Below are 16,773 nucleotides of genomic sequence, written 5' to 3'. Positions count from 1 at the left end.
GGTGCAGCGGCAACTTCTCACGATCCATTTCGTCCGCTTCTCGCGAGAGTTGCGGTCGGCGACCGCATCCCCTGCGGCACCCGAGAGGAACCCGACGTCGATCACCTCGGTGGAGGCGACCCGCTGCCTGGATGGGGTTATTGAACGGTTTCCCGCAGCGGTGCTGCTGCCGCTACTCCTTGACCGCTCCGGCGTTGGCGCCACGGATGAAGTGGCGCTGGAAGAAGAAGAACAGCACCGCCACCGGCACCGTCGACAGCACCGCCGCCGCGAGCTTCAGCGGGAACTGGCTGCCGCCGCCGAGGCCGCCGGAGACGAACCTCGCCAGGCCCGTCGTCAGCGTCTCGTACTGCTCGGACTGCGTGGCGACCAGGAAGTGGGTGAACTCGTTCCAGGAGCCCTGGAAGGACAGGATCGTCAGCGTGATCAGGGCGGGCCTCGCCATGGGCAGCACCACCGACCAGAACGTGCGCAGCACCCCCGCCCCGTCGATCCGCGCCGCTTCCTCCAGCTCGCGCGGCACGGTCTCGAAGAACTGCTTCATGATGAAGATCCCGGCCGCGTCCACCAGCAGCGGCACCACCATCCCGGAGTAGGTGTCGAACATGCCGAAGCTGTTGAGCACCAGGAACCTGGGAATCAGCAGCACGACCCCGGGCACCGCCATCACCGCCAGGACGAAGCCGGCGAGCACCGCCCGGCCCGGGAACCGCAGCCGGGCCAGCGCGTAGCCGGCCATGGAGTCGAACAGCACCCGCCCCGCCGTTATCAGCACGGTGACGAGCGCGGAGTTGGCGAGCCAGCGCGGGAACGGCACGCTGTCCGCTTCTTCCCCGCCCAGGCCGAACAGCCGCTCGTACGTGACCGTCGTCGGCGTCGACGGCCACAGCGCCAGCGGATCGGCGGCCGCGTCCGCCTCGGTCTTGAAGCTGTTGGAGATCTGCAGCAGGAAGGGCAGCAGGTACAGCAGCGCCAGGCCCGCGACCAGCGCGTAGCCGAACAGCCGCGCGGGCCGCGGGAACCGGGGCAGGACCGGCCGTTCGTCCCGGGCGTCGTCTGTCGGGCGCCGCCGGCCGAGCAGGCGGGCGCCGGGATGCAGGCGACGTACGGACCTGCCGCGAGCCGTGCGCTCCCCGGCCATGGCGCTGCCTTCCTCCTCCGCGGCGCGAGGCGTGGTGTCCGTGGCAGTCATGCGCGGCTCCTCTGTGAGGCGCCCCGCCGGCCTCGATTCCTGAGCCGGTCCCGCCCGGGGCCGCGCTCCCGCAGCAGCCAGCGCTGCAGCAGGACGAGCGTCAGGATGATCGCGAAGAGGAGGAAGGCGACCGCCGCTCCCTGCCCGAAGTCGGCGCTGTCGAACGCCGCGCTGTACGACAGGAAGGCCGGCGTCAGCGTGGTGTTGGCGGGGGAGCCCTGCCCCATGACGTACACCATGTCGAAGACCTGCCAACTGCCGATCAGCGCCAGGGTGAGAACCAGGAACACCACGGGGCGGATCGACGGAAGGATCACGTGCCACAACATCCGGCGACGGCCCACGCCGTCGAGCGCCGCGGCCTCTTCCAGCTCGCGCGGGATGTTCTGCAGGGCGGCCAGGAAGATCAGCATGAAGGTGCCGGAGGTCGTCCAGGTCGCCATCAGCACCAGGGTGAGCAGCGCCACCGAGGGTCCGGCCAGCCACTCGGTCAGTGGCAGCCCGAGGAAGTCGTGCGCCGCCACGGACGCGCTGGGGTTGTCGGGGTCGACCAGGCCGAGGCCGCCGAGCAGCACCCAGATCACGCCGCGCGGGTCGTTCAGCCAGTTCGGCCCCTCGACGCCGACCCAGGAGAGCAGGTTGTTGACCGCACCGCTGCCCTGGAAGAGGAAGAGGAACACCGTGGCGACGGCGATCGAGCTGGTGACGGACGGGAAGTAGAACGTGGTGCGTGCCAGCCCGCGGCCCTTCAGCAGGCGCTGGTTGACGACCAGCGCGAGCAGCAGACCTGCCGAAGTGGCGAGCGGCACGGCCAGCAGGACGTAGTACGCGTTGTTCCGCAGCGAGGTCGCGAACAGCGTGCGGTCCAGGCCGTCCTGCGTGAGCAGCGCCCGGTAGTTGTCCAGGCCGACGAAGTCCGCCTCGCCGCCGGTGAAGGGGTTGGACTGGCCGTTCCAGTCGAGCAGCGACACCCATATCGCCATGAACACGGGCAGCGCCAGGAACAGGCCGAGGACAACCGCCATGGGGCTGACGAACAGCCAGCCCCACAGGCGTTCGCGGCCGCGGACGGTGGCCCTGCGCCTCACTTCGTGCTCTCTTCTATCACCGGCTCTCCGTTGCGCTGCAGGTCGGCGAGGATCGTCGCCGGGTCCGCGCCCTTCAGCCCGAGCAACTCGCTGTTGAGCTGGGCGAGCACCTTGTCCATGCCCTGGACGGTCACCGGTCCCTGCATGCCCTCGCCGGCGGGGGTCCAGGGCTCGCGGTCGGGGTGGTCGCCGAAGTACGTCTCCGCCGCGCTCTCCCGGGCGGGGATGGCACCGAAGCCCTCGCCCATGGCGGCCTGTTGCTCCGGCGCGGTGAGGTGCCGCACGAGATCCACGGCGGCGGCGCGGTGCCCGCTGTCCTGTGCCACGCCCCAGCAGGTGCTGAAGGCGAGGTCGCCGCCGCCCGCGGGGCCGTCGGGCAGTTCGACGAGCCGGTAGCCGGTGTCCGGGTAGTCGTGCTCCATCTGGCCGGCGAACCAACTGCCCTCGATGGTCATGGCGGCCTTGCCCTGGCCGAAGGCCTCACCGGCGTTCAGCGCGTCGACGTCCTTGGCGTACTTCCACCAGCCGTCCTGCAGCCCGCGCTTGACGAATCCGAGGGCCTCGGCGTTCTCCGGGGAGTCGGCCGTCATCTCCGTCTGCCCGCCGTCGGTGATCCATCCGCCCGCCTGCTTCATGAACGCGCCGAGGCGCTGGTACTCCTCGCTGGTCACCAGCCCGGTGACGTCGCCGCGGGTGAGCTTCTTCGCGACGCTCTCCAACTCGGCCCAGCTCGTGGGGTAGTCCGCCTCGGTGAGCCCGGCCGCCTTCCACAGCTTCGGGTTCACGGCCAGGGCCAGGGAGCTGGCGTCCTTGGGTACGCAGGTCAGGTCGCCGTCGTACGAGAACGACTGCCGCAGTGCCTCGGGGAAGTCCTCGACGTTCTCGACCTTGTCGCCGTACGGGAAGAGGGAGCCGCCGGAGGCGTAGTTGGCGAACTGGTCGGAGGCGACGTAGAAGACGTCGGGCGGGTTGCCGCCGGCGAAGGCCTGGCCGAGTTGCTGGTTCATGTCCTTCGCCGCCTGCACGCGGACCTCGTTGCCGGAGGACTTCTCGTAGCCGGCGACGGCCTTCTCCACGGCGTTCGTCTCGGCCGCGCCGGAGGAGGCGATGAGCACCGTGAGCTCTTGCTTTCCGCCTGTGTCCTGCTCGGTGTCGTCGTCTCCGAAGCCGGAGGAACAACCGGTGGCGACGAGGAGGCTGAGGCCGCCGGCGAGGGCGACCAGAGAGGTGCGGTTCTTCATCGGGAGTCCTTCGGGTTGCGGCTCGGGATGCGGGGAGGGTGCGGTGCGCGGATGCGGTGCGGGGAGGTACGCGGGGGGTACGGCCCGGTGCCGTACGGCTCAGTGGCGTGTGCGCGGCTGCGGCCCCGCGGCGGGGCCTGCGGAGTCGCGGACGACGAACGAGGGCGGCAGCAGCAGCCGTTCGGGCGCGCGGCCGGGGTCGGCCATGCGGGCGAGCAGCAGCCGGACGCACTCCCGGCCCGCGGCGTCCAGCGGCTGCGCGACGCTGGCCAGGCTCGGCGTGAGCAGCGGCGCCGCGGGGGTGTCGTCGAAGCCGGTGACGGCCACGTCCGCGCCCGGCGTGAGGCCGCGGTCGGCGAGCGCCCGGTAGCAGCCGACGGCCAGGGTGTCGCTGGCCGCGACGACGGCGGTGGCGCCGGCGTCGAGCAGCGGGCCGGCGGCGTGCCGGGCGGCCTCCACGTCGTCCTCGCACTCCGCGCGGCGGCCGCGGACCGGCAGCCCGTGGCGCTGCAGGGCGCGTTTCCAGCCCGCGGCCCGCTCGTCTCCGGTGCCGGAGCCGCGCGGCCAGCCGAGGAAGGCGATCCGCACGTGGCCCAGGCCGACGAGATGGTCGACCGCGGCGTCGGTGCCGGCGGCGTTGTCGATGTCGACCCAGTCGCCGACCTTCCGCCCCGACCACATCCGCCCGAAGGCGGCGAACGGCACGCCGCGCCCGGCGAGCCACGCCTGCCGGGGGTCGCCGTGCGCGGTGCCGCTGAGTACGAAGCCGTCGACGTTGTGGGTGTCCAGCAGTTCCTGGTACGCCTCCAGCAGCCCGGGCCCGGTGGGGGCGGCGAACAGCAGGATGCGATGGCCGGCCTCGTCCGCGGTCTGGGAGAGCGCGTGCAGAAAGTGATCGAGCACCGGGGTGGCGGTACCGGGCGGCACGGGCTGGATGCCGTAGCCGAGGAGTTTGCTGGAGCGGGTGCGCAGGGTCTGCGCGGCGCGGTGGGGGCGGTAGCCGAGGGCGTCGATGGCCTGACGTACGCGCTCCAGGGTGTCGGGGCGTAGGAGGTCGGGCGAGTTGATGGCGTTGGAGACGGTCTGCGGGGAGACCCCCGCGCGTGCGGCGACCATCGCCAGCGTCACGTTCCCGGTCGTCCCTGCCCGCTGGGGCGCTCCCGCCCGTTGGCCCGACAGCTCTGCCATGGCTGTCCCTCCTGCGCCGTGCTCCCGGTGACAGTCCGCGGAGCTTCGTGAAGCCGCTGAAGCCCCGTGGGTTGGAGCGATCCAAAGGATTGTGATCCATTTGAACTGCGCTTACATTTCTTGGAACGCTCCAATGCCTCAGAGATTGGTCCTCACCTGAGATGAGTGTCAAGACCCCGGAGGGGACCGGCGTCGAATCGGTCGCCCACGCGGGCCTGCAGCCCTTTCTGCACGACCGTGTCGTCACGCTGCATGCGCCGGCCTTCGCCGTCTCCCGGCCCGACGGGCAGTTGCACGACGGCGCGGACGGCTTCTACCACGGCGAACGCCGCGCCCTGGCACGGCTGTCGGTCTCCGCCGACGGCGGGCCCCCGGCACCGGTCTCGGGCGGGCTGGAGGGCGCGGACCGCGCGCTGTTCCGCACCGTGCTGCGCGGGGTCGCCGAGACCACCGCCGACCCCGCCGTCGTACTGGAGCGGCGGCGCGCCACCGCGCCGGGCCGGCTGACCGAGTCGCTGCGGGTACGCAACTCCGGCCGGATCCCGGCACTGATACGGCTGACCGTGGACGCGGGCACCGACCTGGCCACGATGGAGCAGGTCAAGGCGGGCCGGCCTCCGGGCCCGGTCGCTGCCGCGATCGACGTCGCCACCGGTACCACGCTCGTCTGGACCGACGCCACCGTGACGGTACGGCTGACCGGCTCCCCGGCGCCCACCGGCATCGAAGCCGGCGCCTCCGGGGGCCGGTTGCACTACGACGTAGCGCTGGCCCCCGGCGATATCTGGGACGCCGACCTCGTGTGCACCGCCGAGGACGCCGAGGGTGAGCCGTTCCCCGCCGCGGCCCCCGGCAGCCCACCCTGGCGCACCCCCCGAGTACGCAGCGCCGACCGCCGACTCGACGTCTGGCTCGACCGGTCCCACGCCGACCTCGAACGGCTGCTGCTGGCCGACCCCCGGCGCCCCGACGACCTGTTCCTCGCGGCCGGGGCCCCCTGGTTCGCCACGCTCTTCGGCCGCGACTCGCTGTGGGCCGCGCGGATGCTGCTGCCGCTCGGCACCCGGCTCGCCGCGAGCACGCTGCGGATCCTGGCCCGCCGCCAGGGCACCGTCACCGACCCGGCCACCCAGGAGCAGCCTGGCAAGATCCTGCACGAGGTACGCCGCGCGGGCCTGCGCCTGTCCGGCAGGTCCGCGTCGCTGCCGCCCGTGTACTACGGCACGGTCGACGCCACCCCGCTGTGGGTGACCCTGTTGCACGACGCGTGGCATTGGGGTCTGGACCCGGCCGAGGTCGAGGCACTGCTGCCGCACGCCGAGCGGGCGCTGGCCTGGATGAGCGAGTACGGCGACGCCGACGGTGACGGCTTCCTGGAGTACGTCGACACCACCGGCACGGGCCTGGCCAACCAGGGCTGGAAGGACTCCGGCGACGGCATCCGGTTCCGCGACGGCCGGCTCGCGGAGCCGCCGATCGCCCTGTGCGAGGTGCAGAGTTACGCCTACGAGGCCGCCCGGGGCGGAGCCGCGCTGCTGCGTGCCTTCGGCCGCCCGGGCGCCGAGCGATGGGAGGAATGGGCGGAGCGCCTGAAGTCCCGGTTCCGCGAGGCGTTCTGGGTCGAGGACGCCCGTGGCCCGTACCCGGCCGTCGCGCTGGACCGGGACAAGCGCCCGGTCGATTCCGTGACGTCGGGGTTCGGGCATCTGCTGGGCACCGGGCTGCTGGATCCGGACGAGAGCGCCCTGCTGGCCAAGCGGCTGGCCGAGGGTGACCTCGACTCGGGCTTCGGGCTGCGCACGCTCAGCAGCGACTCCGGCGGCTACAACCCCCTCGGCTACCACATCGGCTCGGTCTGGCCACACGACACGGCGATCGCCGTGCACGGCCTGGCCCGTGCCGGCTTCCCGGAGCCCGCGGCCGCCCTGGCCACCGGCCTGCTCCACGCATCCGGCGACTTCGACGCCCGGCTGCCGGAGCTGTTCGCCGGCTACGGCAGGGATTCCGGAAGCCGCCCGGCCCCGTACCCGGCGGCCTGCCGCCCGCAGGCGTGGGCGGCCGCGTCCGTGGTGCTGGTGTTGCAGTCGCTGCTGGGTCTCGCGCCCGATGTCCCGAACGGCACGCTGGTGGTCTCCCCGCAGGTCCCCAGCGCCCTCCTCCCCCTCCGCGCCGCGGGCCTCGAAGTCGCCGGTTCCCCCCTGGAGATCGCCCTGTCCGCCGACGGCACCCCGACAATCCAGGCGCCACCGGGCATCACGGTCCAGACCGCGGGATAAAGCCGACGTACACCGGACCTCCGCCGCGCCGTGACGCCGTGGCGGAGCTTGCCGGCCCCACGACGCGCCGCAGATGCGGGAGCACGCCGACGCAGGAGGGTCCGTGTGCCGGGGCCGCCTCGGTGGGAAGTCAGTGCGCGGGTCGTACCAGTCCGGTCTCGTAGGCGTGCACGACGGCCTGGGCGCGGTCGCGCAGGCCCAGTTTGGTGAAGATCCGGGTGACATGGGTCTTCACCGTCTGCTCGGCGAGCACCAGTTCGCCGGCGATCTCCGCGTTGGACAGGCCGCGGGCGACCAGGACCAGCACGTCGGTCTCCCGCGGAGTGAGCGCGTCCGCCCGGTCCCGGGCGGCGGGTGCGGGGCGGGCGCGGGCGAAGTCCTCCACCAGGCGGCGCAGGATCTCGGGTGCGATGAGCGCGTTACCGGCCGCCACCACCCGCACCGCGCGGACGAGTTCGCCCGGGGGCGCGTGCTTGAGCAGGAAGCCGCTGGCACCGACGCGTAGGGCTTGGTAGACGTACTCGTCCAGGTCGAAGGCGGTGAGCATGACCACCCGCGGCGGGCTGTCGGCCGACCGGAGCAGGTTCTCGGTGGCGGTCAGCCCGTCCACGTGGGGCATGCGCACGTCCATCAGCACCACGTCGGGTGCCGTGTCCGCGACGACGGCCGGTACCTCGGCGCCGTCGGCCGCTTTCCCCACCACCGTCATCTCCGGCTCGGCTTGCAGCAGTGCGCGGAACCGGCCCGCACCATCTCCTGGTCGTCCACGATCACCCACGCGGACCGGCATCGGCTCACTCCCCGCCGGTAGGGACGCTGACCCGGAAACCGCCATCCTCTGTGGGTCCCATCTCCTCGGTGCCGCCCGCGGCGACGACTCGCTCCCGGATGCCGCGCAGCCCGCTCCTCGAGCTGGGCCCGCCGGTCCCGTTCCGCGGCCGATTCGGCGCGCTGGCGTGCCATGTCCCGGCCCATCTGGACACGGGCGCCGGCTATCTCGCCCAGCACGGCCGCCACCGCGGTGATCAGCCCAGGAACGTTCAGGCCCGTCACCGGCTGGCCCCGGACCAGCGTCAGCCACCAGAGCACCCCGGCCAGCTGCAGACCTGCCCAGGCGCCGGCCAGCGTCGCCCTGCGCCGTACTGGCGTGACCACCCGGCTTCCCGCCGCTACCAGCACGAGCGCCCAGATCACGGTGGTGGTGATGGGCCAGGGCCACGGTTCTGCCGGGCTCACCGGCGTCAGCGCCGGCGCGGATGCCGCCGAGACGAGCGTGACGAGCACGGCCGCAGCCGACGGTCGGAACCACACCAGCGCCACCGGCACCAGGCGCACCACGGTGAGCATTACTGCGAGCCGCGCCCCCTGCCCGTAGTGCTGTACGCAGTCCGCCGTGCCTAACCCCACCCGGCGAGCACGGCACCAGCCGTAGCCAGACCGGCCGGCAGCAACAGGGCAGAACGGCCGATCTCACGTGCCAGCCCGGGAGCGGCGACAAGAGCGGAGGAAACGGGATTGTGCGGGAGCTGTTCCGCAGGGTCGTGCCGCCACGCCGACCCGCCCCGGTGGACGGGGGCGTTAACCGTAGTATTTGACGTTGTCCCAGAAGTCGGTCCGCGGGTCGACGGCGCGCGGGTCGTCGGTTCGGAGCATCCAGTTCTGCAACTGCTCCCGGAGCCGGGTCTTCACCGCGGCACATTCGGGATGGTCCGCGAGGTTTTCCAGGCTGTGCGGATCGGATTCGAGGTCGTAGAGCTCCTCCTTCGGCCGCTTGCCGGTGGCCAGGTGGAATGCCGTGGCGAATTCCGGCCGGTGCCGGTTCTCCAGGAGCTGCGTCTTGGTGGGGCCCGCGTCGATGTCGCCGAAGATCCCACGGTCGGGCGAGGGTGGCTGCGGGTCGCCGGCGGGCCAGCGCTCCGGGAAGAAGTTGCGGATATACAGCCACCTGTGCGTCCGTAGTGCGCGGATGGGGTACGAGAGATTCCCCTCCCGGGCGAAGGAGTGTCGCTCGCGCTCGATGACGACGAACTCGCGCTGGGCGGCTGTGCCCGAGAGCGCCGGCAGCAGCGACTGCCCGGTCATCGCCGGCGGCGTGGGCAGCCCGGCGGCGTGGAGGAAGGTGGGAGCGAGATCGCTCAGCACCGTCAGGCGATCGACCACTGTTCCCGGGGCGGCCCGGCCCGGCCAGCGGATCGCGAGCGGCACGTGGGTACCGGCGTCGTAGGCGTTGGCCTTGGCACGTGGCCAGGGCCAGCCGTGGTCTCCGGTCATCACCACGATCGTGTTCTCGGCGAGCCCACGCTCCTCCAGGAGTTGCAGGGCATCGCCGACCTCGCGGTCGAAGCGTTGCACCTCCGCCAGGTAGTTGACGACGTCGGCGCGGACCTCCGGCGTGTCCGGGAGATACGGCGGGACATCCACGGAGGCCGGGTCGATGCCGGACTGCTCGCCCAGGCCGGGGTCGTACGGTCGGTGTGGATCTGAGGAGCCGAGCCAGAAGCAGAACGGCGTACGCTCTGGCTGCTGTTGGAGAAACTCGCCGAACGACGGGAAGGCCGGGCCCGCCGGGTCGTGCGGCCACTGCGGAAAGACGCCGGGGCCGTAGCCCTTGCGTATTCGCCCGATACGGTATCCCGCCTGCTCGAGGAGGGTCGGGTACACATCGAAGGTGGCCGGGAGCTCGGACCACAGGTTCGCTCCCGCCCCGAGGCGATGCGGCGCCTGGCCGGTGAGGAGCGCGTTCCGTGACGGCGTGCACGAGGGGGCGGCGCAGTAGGCGTGTGTGAACAGCGCGCCTTCTGCAGCGAGCCGGTCGAACGTCGGCGTCCGTGCGGCCTGGGAACCGTAGGCGCCGGCGTCCGGGTAGCCCCAGTCGTCCGCGATCGCCAGCAGGATGTTGACCGGTCGGTCCGGCTCGCCCCTCGCCGCCCGTGCCGGCGCGCCCAGCGCCAGCGCACCGGTGATTCCTGAGATCCCGGAGATCAGCATCGTGCGCCTGCGTACGTCATTGCCGCCCAGGTGCCGTGAACTCATCGAAGACCTCCGCTCCGGTCGTCACCGCTATCGGCCGCGTCGTGATCGCACTGTCTCCTCGGAAGAGCAACTCGTCATGCGGTGTGGCTTCACACCGCAGTGGGCTGCAGGAGCGGCGAGCCCGACATCTGTTACGTGTACCTCGCCAGGCCCAGCATGCCCTCAACTGGTCTGAGGAAACGCCGAGTGGAGCCAGGCCCGGGTGTGGGGCAAGCTGCACCGTCCGATCTTCGAGGAGCTGGGCGCGCGAGGTGAGCCCGACTGGTCGCGGCACGCGATCGACTCGGCGAACACGCGGAATCGCCTGGGCTGTGCGCTGCCCGGCAGGATTGCTGATCCGGTCGCGTTGCCAGGTGGGTTGGTGCAGGGCGGTGTTGTGGTGGCGGTGGTGTGGGTTGGCTGTGGGCGCCGCTCTGTTATTCGGTCATGGTGAGCGGCGCCCGGTCAGCCGGGGGTGTTCAGTAGACGGTGACGTCGTTGTCGATGTTGCCGGCGGTGAAGTTGATCAGGCTGCCGCAGGCGAGGGCGCAGAAGCCGTAGGGCGGTGTGGGGGGAGTGGGGGAGGAGGAGATCACGACGGTGGTTTCGTCGTTGGAGGCGGCGCAGTTGTCGTTGCCGTTGTAGGCGGCGGTGATGGTGTGGGTGCCTGTGGTGGCGAAGTTCGTGTCGTAGGTTGCGGTGCCGTCGGGGGCGACGGGGACGGTGGCGAGGAGGTCGGGGCCGTCGAAGAAGGAGACGCCCAGTCCGCCGCTGGGGTCGTCCGGGCAGCCGACCGTGGCGGCCAGTTCCACCGGTGCGCCGACGGCCGCGGTTGAGGGTGTGGCGGTGACCGAGGTGGTGGAGGGCTCCAGGGCTGCGGCCGGGGAAGCCAGGCCGATGACTGCGGCCAGTGCGCAGAAGAGCGCTGCCTTCCAGAATGTCCATCGCTGCCAACGACTCACTGATGGGCTCCTTGAGCTGAGGGTTTTGCGGGCTTGTTCACCCGCCGGACAGCCGAGGACCGTAGTCGCCGCTTCGGTGACGGCACGGAAGGCGCTCGGGAGTCGGTCCACTTGGATCACACGGAATACCCCACCGGAGTAACCCACCTTTCCCGGAGCCTCCGAATCCTCCTATCTCGGATAGGGACGCCCGGGTGTGGCCGAGTGCGCCCGGACGAAGTTGTGGATCGGCTCACATGTATTTATATGTCCCAACAGTCACACGAATATAACTTGTTTGGTGATGAATCATGCATATTCTTGCCACCCTTTCCAACCGAGTGGCTCACTGGCTATGTCCGCCACAGGCGGACCGCACATCCCTCCGCTGGGGGCATCGGCGGCAGTGCCGCGATTCCCTAGACGCCTCGGCTCGGCATCCCGGTCACGGGCGTACCCGGCGTGGTGATCCCATCTGCTTCCTCCTATCTGTTGCCGCACGCGGCACCGGTCCGGATGCGGCGGCCCAACTCATTCCTCAAAGGAGGACTCCATGGCCCCCTTCATCACGTCCATCAGCCCCACCCAGGGCACGGCCGGTACCTCGGTGACCATCACCGGGACCGGGTTCGGCGCCCTGGCCAGCACGCCGGTCGTCCACTTCGGCAACACGTCCGTGAACGGCACGGTCACGGTCGCCAACACCCAGATCAGCGTCACCGCCCCCGGCGGCTGCGCCGGGCAGGTCAACGTCAGCGTGACCGTGGGCAGTTCCACCAGCAACAGCAAGGCGTTCTTCTCCATCGCCGCCCCCGCCATCGGGGCTGTCAGCGCCAACGCCGGCCCCGACACCTCCCCGCCGGCCAGCACCCTCTACGGCAGCGGATTAGCTGCCGCCACGGCGGTCACCTTCGGCGCCGCCGGCGCCGGCACCCTCGGCACCGTCGTCAGCGACTCCCAGCGCTCCGCCACCCCGCCCTCCTTCGCCGTCACCGGCGTCCCGGTCACCGTCAACGTCACGGTGACCAACCCCGGCGGCACCAGCAATGCCCTCACCTTCACCTACCAGTGACCAAGCCACGCCGCACCCGGCATCCGTCGGTCCCACCACCTGCGCCGACATCGGCCCGCCGACGCCGGCTCGGCTGCCTCAAGTCGCAACTTCCCGCGGCGCTGCAGTTCCCTTCCGCCACGGCGGCAGCAGCCGGCTGTCCGGTCCGTCAGTCGGGCTGCTTCTCCATATGGGCGAGGAGGCGGTCCGAGATCCGGGCGAGGACGGCGAGTTCCTCCTGGGTGAGGGCGTTGATGAAGAGCCGGCGGACGTGTGCGACGTGTAGCGGTGCGGCTTCCTCGATCGCCTCGTAGCCGGCCGGAGTGGCGACGATGAACGCTCCGCGTCCGTCGTCGGGACAGTCTTCCTTGGTCACCAGGCCGCGTTTCATCATCCGCCCGACCTGGTGGGACATACGGCTCTTCTCCCACTCCACCAGCTTCGTCAGGTCCATGAAGCGCATTCGCCCCTCGCCGCTCTCGGTGAGCTTGACCAGCACGGTGAAGTCGGCCGCGGACATGCCGGAGTCGGCCTGGACCCGGCGGGAGAGCTGTCTGATGAGCTTCTCCTGCATCCGGATGAAACTCTCCCAGGCGGCGGTCTGCTCCGAGGCCGGCCAGCGAGGCGTTGCGTCCATGGGGGGAGCGTAGCGAGGCCGCCGACAGCTCTTCTATCCGGTGGCCGCGGCCGATTTCGAATCATCCCCAGAACGTCCGGGGCGCCGCGCGCGTCGGCACCCTTTCGCCACCGCAACGTCAGCACCCGGGCGAGGGCCGGCAAGTCGCCGACCCGGGCGTCTAATTGACGCGTCAACGATCAGTCCCTAACGTAGGTGACTCGTCAACCAGATGGCGCGAGAGGCCACCCTCCGGTCGGCCCTGCGCTGCCTGGCGTCCGCGAACGCACAGCTCCAGAAGGGGACTCCCATGAGCACCGAGAACAAGGCCGGACTCGACGCGCTGCTGACGCCCGAGGAGAGCGTCCTCGTGCTGATCGACCACCAGCCGTTCCAGTTCGCCAACCTGAACAGCCACGAGCCGACGATGGTCGTCAACAACGTCGTCGGACTCGCCAAGGCCGCGAAGGTCTTCGACGTCCCGACCATTCTGACCACCGTGCTGGAGGAGCGCGGCGGCCTTCTCCTCCAGGGAGTGCAGGACGTGTTCCCCGAGCAGAAGCCGATCAACAGGACCTTCATCAACACCTGGCAGGACCAGCGCGTGGTGGATGCCGTCAAGGCGACCGGGCGCAAGAAGCTGATCATCGCCGGCCTCTGGACGGAGATCTGTGTGGCGATGCCTGCCATACAGGCGGCGGGCGAGGGCTTCGAGGTCTTCGTCGTCACCGACGCCTCGGGTGGCGTCTCGAAGGAGGCGCACGACATGGCCGTGCAGCGCATGGTCCAGGCGGGCGTGGTGCCGATCACCTGGCTGGCCGTGATGGGTGAGTGGCAGCGCGACTGGGCCCGTGAGAAGACCATCGCGGGTGCCGCCGAGGTCCAGGCGCAGCACGGCGGCGCCAGCGGGGTGGCCTTCGCCTGGGAGATGCAGCTTCTCGCGACGCCCACCGGAAGCGACGCCTGATGTGACCGCCGCTCCCGCGACCGGCCAGGGAGTGTCCGGCCGCGATGCGGGTCAGTGCAAGAACGGAGCGAGGCGGATCGTCGTGTCCCCGCCGGGGTCGTCCTCCGGACAGCTCAACTTCCCCGATGCGGAGGCTGTCGCCGCCGCGTGACGGAGCGCGTCGGCGCTACACTCGCTCGTGGTACAAGTTGATGAATCAACAGGATTGGTCCGCGTGGAGCACGGTCCGCGCGGAAGGTACACGGAGGAACACGTGTCAGTGGAAGTGAGTGACGCTCCCGAGGCCAGCCGGTACGAGGCCCGGGTCGACGGGGAGTCCAAGGTCGCGGGCGTCGCGGCCTACATCCGTACACCGGAACTCATCGCGTTCGTACACACCGAGGTCTCGCCGGAGTACGAGGGCAAAGGGGTCGGGGCGGCGCTGGCCCGCACCTCCCTCGACGAGGCGCGCGCCGCGGACCTGCGAGTGCTGGCCACCTGCCCGTTCTACGCGGGGTGGATCGCCCGGCACCCCGAGTACAAGGACCTGCTGTATCAGTCCCGCAGCAGAGTCAGCGACTGAACACCGGGCATGGGCAGCGAGGGAGGCGGCATGAGCAGCAAGACCCAGAAGAAGGCCTACGAGGGCAAGTCGATCACCGTGACCTTCGAGGCCGGGCGCTGCCTGCACGCCGCCGAATGCGTCCGCGGTCTGCCGGAGGTCTTCGACCCGGACGAGCGCCCGTGGATCCGGCCGGACGGTGCCGGGGCCGAGCGCCTGGCCGAAGTGGTACGGCGCTGTCCCTCGGGCGCGCTGCAGTACGAACTCGTGGACGGAGACGCGGAGAGTCCTGACCGGCCCACGCACGTCGCCCGCAACTCCGTCGGGCAGGTGCTCGTACGCGGCGAGTTGAGCCTGGACACGGCGGCAGGCCCGCGGGCGGAGACCAGGGCCGTTCTCTGTGGTTGCGGGCAGAGCGGTCTTCAGCCCTACTGCGACCACGGGGGTCCATGCGGTCGGACAGCGTCGGACTGACCCGCCCGTCCATATGTAAGTGCCCAGAGCGACCAGGAGCCGAGCAGTTGTCCCTCGCAGTGCAGTTCTCCGAGTACGGCACCCCTGACGTGCTGCGTGTCGTCGATGTCCCGCCGCCCACCGCGGGCCCCGGACAGGTGCGGCTCGCGGTACGGGCCGCGGGGGTCAACCCGATCGACTGGAAGATCCTGCACGGTGACATGCGCCAGGTGATGCCACTCGACCTCCCGGGCGGGCTCGGATCCGACGTGGCCGGCGTGGTCGACCAAGTGGGCGAAGGCGTGACCGCTTTCGGCGTGGGGGACGAGGTGCTGGGAGCCTCCCTCACCCCGTCCTACGCGCAGCTCGCGCTCGCCGACCCGGCCGCACTGGTCGTCAGGCCGGCCTCCGTCCCGTGGGAGGTGGCCGGAACCCTGGCCGGCGCGGGCATCACCGCCTGGGAGGTGCTGAACAAGCTCAAAATCGCCGGGGGCGAGACGCTCCTGGTCCATGCCGCCGCGGGCGGCGTGGGCACGTTCGCCGTGCAGCTCGCCGTCGACCGAGGGGTGCGCGTCATCGGCACCGCGAGCGAGGCCAACCACGAGCGGCTCCGCGCCTTCGGCGCGGAACCGGTCACGTACGGCCCGGGGCTGGTCGAGCGCGTACGGGCCGTCTCTCCGCGGGGAGTCGACGCGGTGCTCGACGCCTCCGGCCGCGGCGAGATCCCGGACTCGATCGAACTCGCCGGCGGCCCGGAGCGGGTCCTCTCCCTCGTGGCCTTCGACGCGGCCGGGAGCGGAATCCAGCTCCACCAGACCGAGCCGGGAGCCGGCGGGCCCCGAGCGCTCACGGACATCCTCGCCTTCATCGAGGCGGGCCGGCTGCGGGTCCCGATCCAGCGGACGTACCCCCTCGGCGGGGCGGCGGACGCGCTCGCGGTCAGCAGGTCGGGGCACCCGGGAGGCAAGCTCGTACTGCTCCCCGCGTAGGGCGCGACCCAACGGGACGCTGCATTCCGACGCGACGGTCGAAGGCACTCTCCACCACCTTGTCGGGACTATCGAGGAAACATGACCACGACGGGCAGCACCGCGGCCGACCAGGCTCAGCGCAACACCGAGATCGTGCTTGCCGCCATGCGAGAGCTCTTCGGGGAAGGGGATCTCGCCGCGCTCGACCGGTACTGGGCAGAGCCCTACGTGCAGCACAGCCCTCAGATGCCCAGCGGGCTGGACACGCTCCGCACGGTCGTGCCCGGCCTGGAGGGCTTCTCGTGGGAGCCGCAGCGGACAGCCGCGCAGGGCGACCTCGTGTTCACCCACAGCATCGTCCGCGGCTGGGCGGCGAACCCCGTCGTCATCGTCGACATCTTCCGGCTGGAGAACGGCCGTATCGTCGAGCACTGGGACGTCGTCCAGGACCTCACCCCTCCGGACGCGACCGTCAGCGGCAACCCGATGGTTTGAGAAACACGGGCGCTGCTGGTGGCCGAGAAAGTCCGCAAGACCGACCTGTACGGAGCATCCATGGCAGACGTTTTCATCATCGGTATCACGGGCGGCGTCGGCCGTCTGCTCGCGCCGAAACTGCACTCGCGAGGGGACACCGTACGCGGGCTCGTCCGCCGGGACGACCAGCAGGCAGAGCTGGCAACGCAAGGCATGGACGCACGAGTCGGCGATCTCTCCAGCATGACCGTGGACGAACTGGCGGCAGCGTTCCGTGGTGCCGACGCGATCGTCTTCAGCGCCGGATCGAACGGTGGCAGCAGGGAGGTCACGAAGGCCGTCGACGGCGAGGGAGTGGCGAAGGCGATCGCCGCGGCACACCTGGCCGGTGTCGAGCGCTTCGCTCTGGTCTCCGTGCTCCCGGAATCGTGGCGGGAACGCGACCTCGGCGAGGAGGTCGAGTACTACTTCGCGGTGAAGAAGGAAGCGGACATCGCGCTCAGCCGCAGTGAGCTGAATTGGCTCATTCTCCGTCCCTCACTCCTAGTCGACGGTCCCGGAGCCGGCGCCGTGTCCCTCGGGCCTGCGGAGTTCCACGGCCAGATCACCCGCGACGACGTTGCCGCCACCCTGGCCGAACTGCTCCACGAGCCCCGGATCGGCCGGCAGATCCTCGAACTCAACACGGGTTCCACGCCGATCGAAGAGGCGGTCCGGGCGAATGTTCGCTGACGAGGGAGTCTCCACGCCGGGGTATGG

At 70.8% G+C, this 16,773-nt stretch carries 17 protein-coding genes and 1 pseudogene; 9 read left to right on the top strand and 9 right to left on the bottom strand.

Translation table 11 applies throughout. The annotated features are described in order from the left end of the window. Window positions 1–172: 172 nt before the first annotated feature. The 4 genes from OG946_RS01055 to OG946_RS01040 all read right to left on the bottom strand — a co-directional run bounded on the left by OG946_RS01055 (window position 173) and on the right by OG946_RS01040 (window position 4,709). Window positions 173–1,192 carry a carbohydrate ABC transporter permease gene (locus tag OG946_RS01055; protein WP_326794258.1) on the bottom strand — a complete coding sequence of 340 codons (1,020 nt, stop codon included), beginning with the start codon at window positions 1,190–1,192 and terminating at the stop codon, window positions 173–175. Next, complete coding sequence (locus OG946_RS01050) at window positions 1,189–2,280, bottom strand: carbohydrate ABC transporter permease (protein WP_326794257.1); 1,092 nt, start codon at window positions 2,278–2,280, stop codon at window positions 1,189–1,191. The genes OG946_RS01055 and OG946_RS01050 overlap by 4 nt, the downstream gene beginning before the upstream one ends. Then, window positions 2,277–3,521 carry a sugar ABC transporter substrate-binding protein gene (locus tag OG946_RS01045; protein ID WP_326794256.1) on the bottom strand — a complete coding sequence of 415 codons (1,245 nt, stop codon included), beginning with the start codon at window positions 3,519–3,521 and terminating at the stop codon, window positions 2,277–2,279. Before OG946_RS01045 ends, OG946_RS01050 begins: the two co-directional genes overlap by 4 nt. Window positions 3,522–3,620: 99 nt before the next feature. After that, window positions 3,621–4,709 (bottom strand): LacI family DNA-binding transcriptional regulator, encoded by a 1,089-nt coding sequence (locus OG946_RS01040; RefSeq protein WP_326794255.1) that lies wholly within the window; start codon window positions 4,707–4,709, stop codon window positions 3,621–3,623. A gap of 161 nt (window positions 4,710–4,870) precedes the next feature. Between OG946_RS01040 and OG946_RS01035 the strand changes: the two genes are divergently transcribed. After that, window positions 4,871–6,985, top strand: coding sequence for an amylo-alpha-1,6-glucosidase (locus tag OG946_RS01035; protein ID WP_326794254.1), 2,115 nt, complete (start codon window positions 4,871–4,873; stop codon window positions 6,983–6,985). Window positions 6,986–7,115: 130 nt separating this feature from the next. On the opposite strand, the gene OG946_RS01030 is transcribed toward OG946_RS01035, so the two are convergent. The 3 genes from OG946_RS01030 to OG946_RS01025 form a co-directional block, all read right to left on the bottom strand. Beyond that, entirely contained in the window at window positions 7,116–7,694 is a 579-nt protein-coding gene (locus OG946_RS01030; protein WP_442814250.1) for a response regulator, read from the bottom strand. Further along, window positions 7,691–8,332, bottom strand: coding sequence for a hypothetical protein (locus OG946_RS36000; protein WP_442814249.1), 642 nt, complete (start codon window positions 8,330–8,332; stop codon window positions 7,691–7,693). The genes OG946_RS01030 and OG946_RS36000 overlap by 4 nt, the downstream gene beginning before the upstream one ends. Window positions 8,333–8,563: 231 nt before the next feature. Further along, entirely contained in the window at window positions 8,564–10,018 is a 1,455-nt protein-coding gene (locus OG946_RS01025; protein ID WP_326794253.1) for a sulfatase family protein, read from the bottom strand. Window positions 10,019–10,202: 184 nt separating this feature from the next. Here OG946_RS01025 and OG946_RS01020 point away from each other — a divergent pair. After that, window positions 10,203–10,358 (top strand): annotated as a pseudogene (locus OG946_RS01020) (IS5/IS1182 family transposase); the annotation flags it as partial. A gap of 118 nt (window positions 10,359–10,476) precedes the next feature. On the opposite strand, the gene OG946_RS01015 reads toward OG946_RS01020, so the two are convergent. Then, entirely contained in the window at window positions 10,477–10,959 is a 483-nt protein-coding gene (locus OG946_RS01015; RefSeq protein WP_326794252.1) for an Ig-like domain-containing protein, read from the bottom strand. A 532-nt stretch (window positions 10,960–11,491) separates the two neighbouring features. Between OG946_RS01015 and OG946_RS01010 the strand changes: the two genes are divergently transcribed. Beyond that, entirely contained in the window at window positions 11,492–12,010 is a 519-nt protein-coding gene (locus OG946_RS01010; RefSeq protein ID WP_326794251.1) for an IPT/TIG domain-containing protein, read from the top strand. Between the two features lie 148 nt (window positions 12,011–12,158). Here the strand turns inward: OG946_RS01010 and OG946_RS01005 are convergent, their stop codons facing one another. After that, window positions 12,159–12,626, bottom strand: coding sequence for a MarR family winged helix-turn-helix transcriptional regulator (locus OG946_RS01005; protein ID WP_326794250.1), 468 nt, complete (start codon window positions 12,624–12,626; stop codon window positions 12,159–12,161). A gap of 289 nt (window positions 12,627–12,915) precedes the next feature. On the opposite strand from OG946_RS01005, the gene OG946_RS01000 reads away from it, so the two are divergent. From OG946_RS01000 to OG946_RS00975, 6 genes are all read left to right on the top strand, one after another. After that, window positions 12,916–13,572 carry a hydrolase gene (locus tag OG946_RS01000; protein ID WP_326794249.1) on the top strand — a complete coding sequence of 219 codons (657 nt, stop codon included), beginning with the start codon at window positions 12,916–12,918 and terminating at the stop codon, window positions 13,570–13,572. A gap of 253 nt (window positions 13,573–13,825) precedes the next feature. Continuing rightward, window positions 13,826–14,134, top strand: coding sequence for a GNAT family N-acetyltransferase (locus OG946_RS00995; RefSeq protein WP_326794248.1), 309 nt, complete (start codon window positions 13,826–13,828; stop codon window positions 14,132–14,134). A 30-nt stretch (window positions 14,135–14,164) separates the two neighbouring features. After that, window positions 14,165–14,587 carry a (4Fe-4S)-binding protein gene (locus tag OG946_RS00990; protein ID WP_326794247.1) on the top strand — a complete coding sequence of 141 codons (423 nt, stop codon included), beginning with the start codon at window positions 14,165–14,167 and terminating at the stop codon, window positions 14,585–14,587. A 47-nt stretch (window positions 14,588–14,634) separates the two neighbouring features. Beyond that, window positions 14,635–15,555: an NADP-dependent oxidoreductase gene (locus tag OG946_RS00985; protein ID WP_326794246.1), complete on the top strand. Its 921-nt coding sequence runs from the start codon at window positions 14,635–14,637 to the stop codon at window positions 15,553–15,555. A gap of 81 nt (window positions 15,556–15,636) precedes the next feature. After that, on the top strand, window positions 15,637–16,032 hold the full coding sequence (locus OG946_RS00980; RefSeq protein WP_326794245.1) for a nuclear transport factor 2 family protein: 396 nt from the start codon (window positions 15,637–15,639) through the stop codon (window positions 16,030–16,032). A gap of 60 nt (window positions 16,033–16,092) precedes the next feature. After that, window positions 16,093–16,746 (top strand): NAD(P)H-binding protein, encoded by a 654-nt coding sequence (locus OG946_RS00975; RefSeq protein ID WP_326794244.1) that lies wholly within the window; start codon window positions 16,093–16,095, stop codon window positions 16,744–16,746. The last annotated feature ends 27 nt before the right edge of the window (window positions 16,747–16,773 follow it).

The organism is Streptomyces sp. NBC_01808, from assembly GCF_035917395.1.
GTDB lineage: Bacteria > Actinomycetota > Actinomycetes > Streptomycetales > Streptomycetaceae > Streptomyces.
This window is presented reverse-complemented; position numbering and strand designations above follow the sequence as displayed.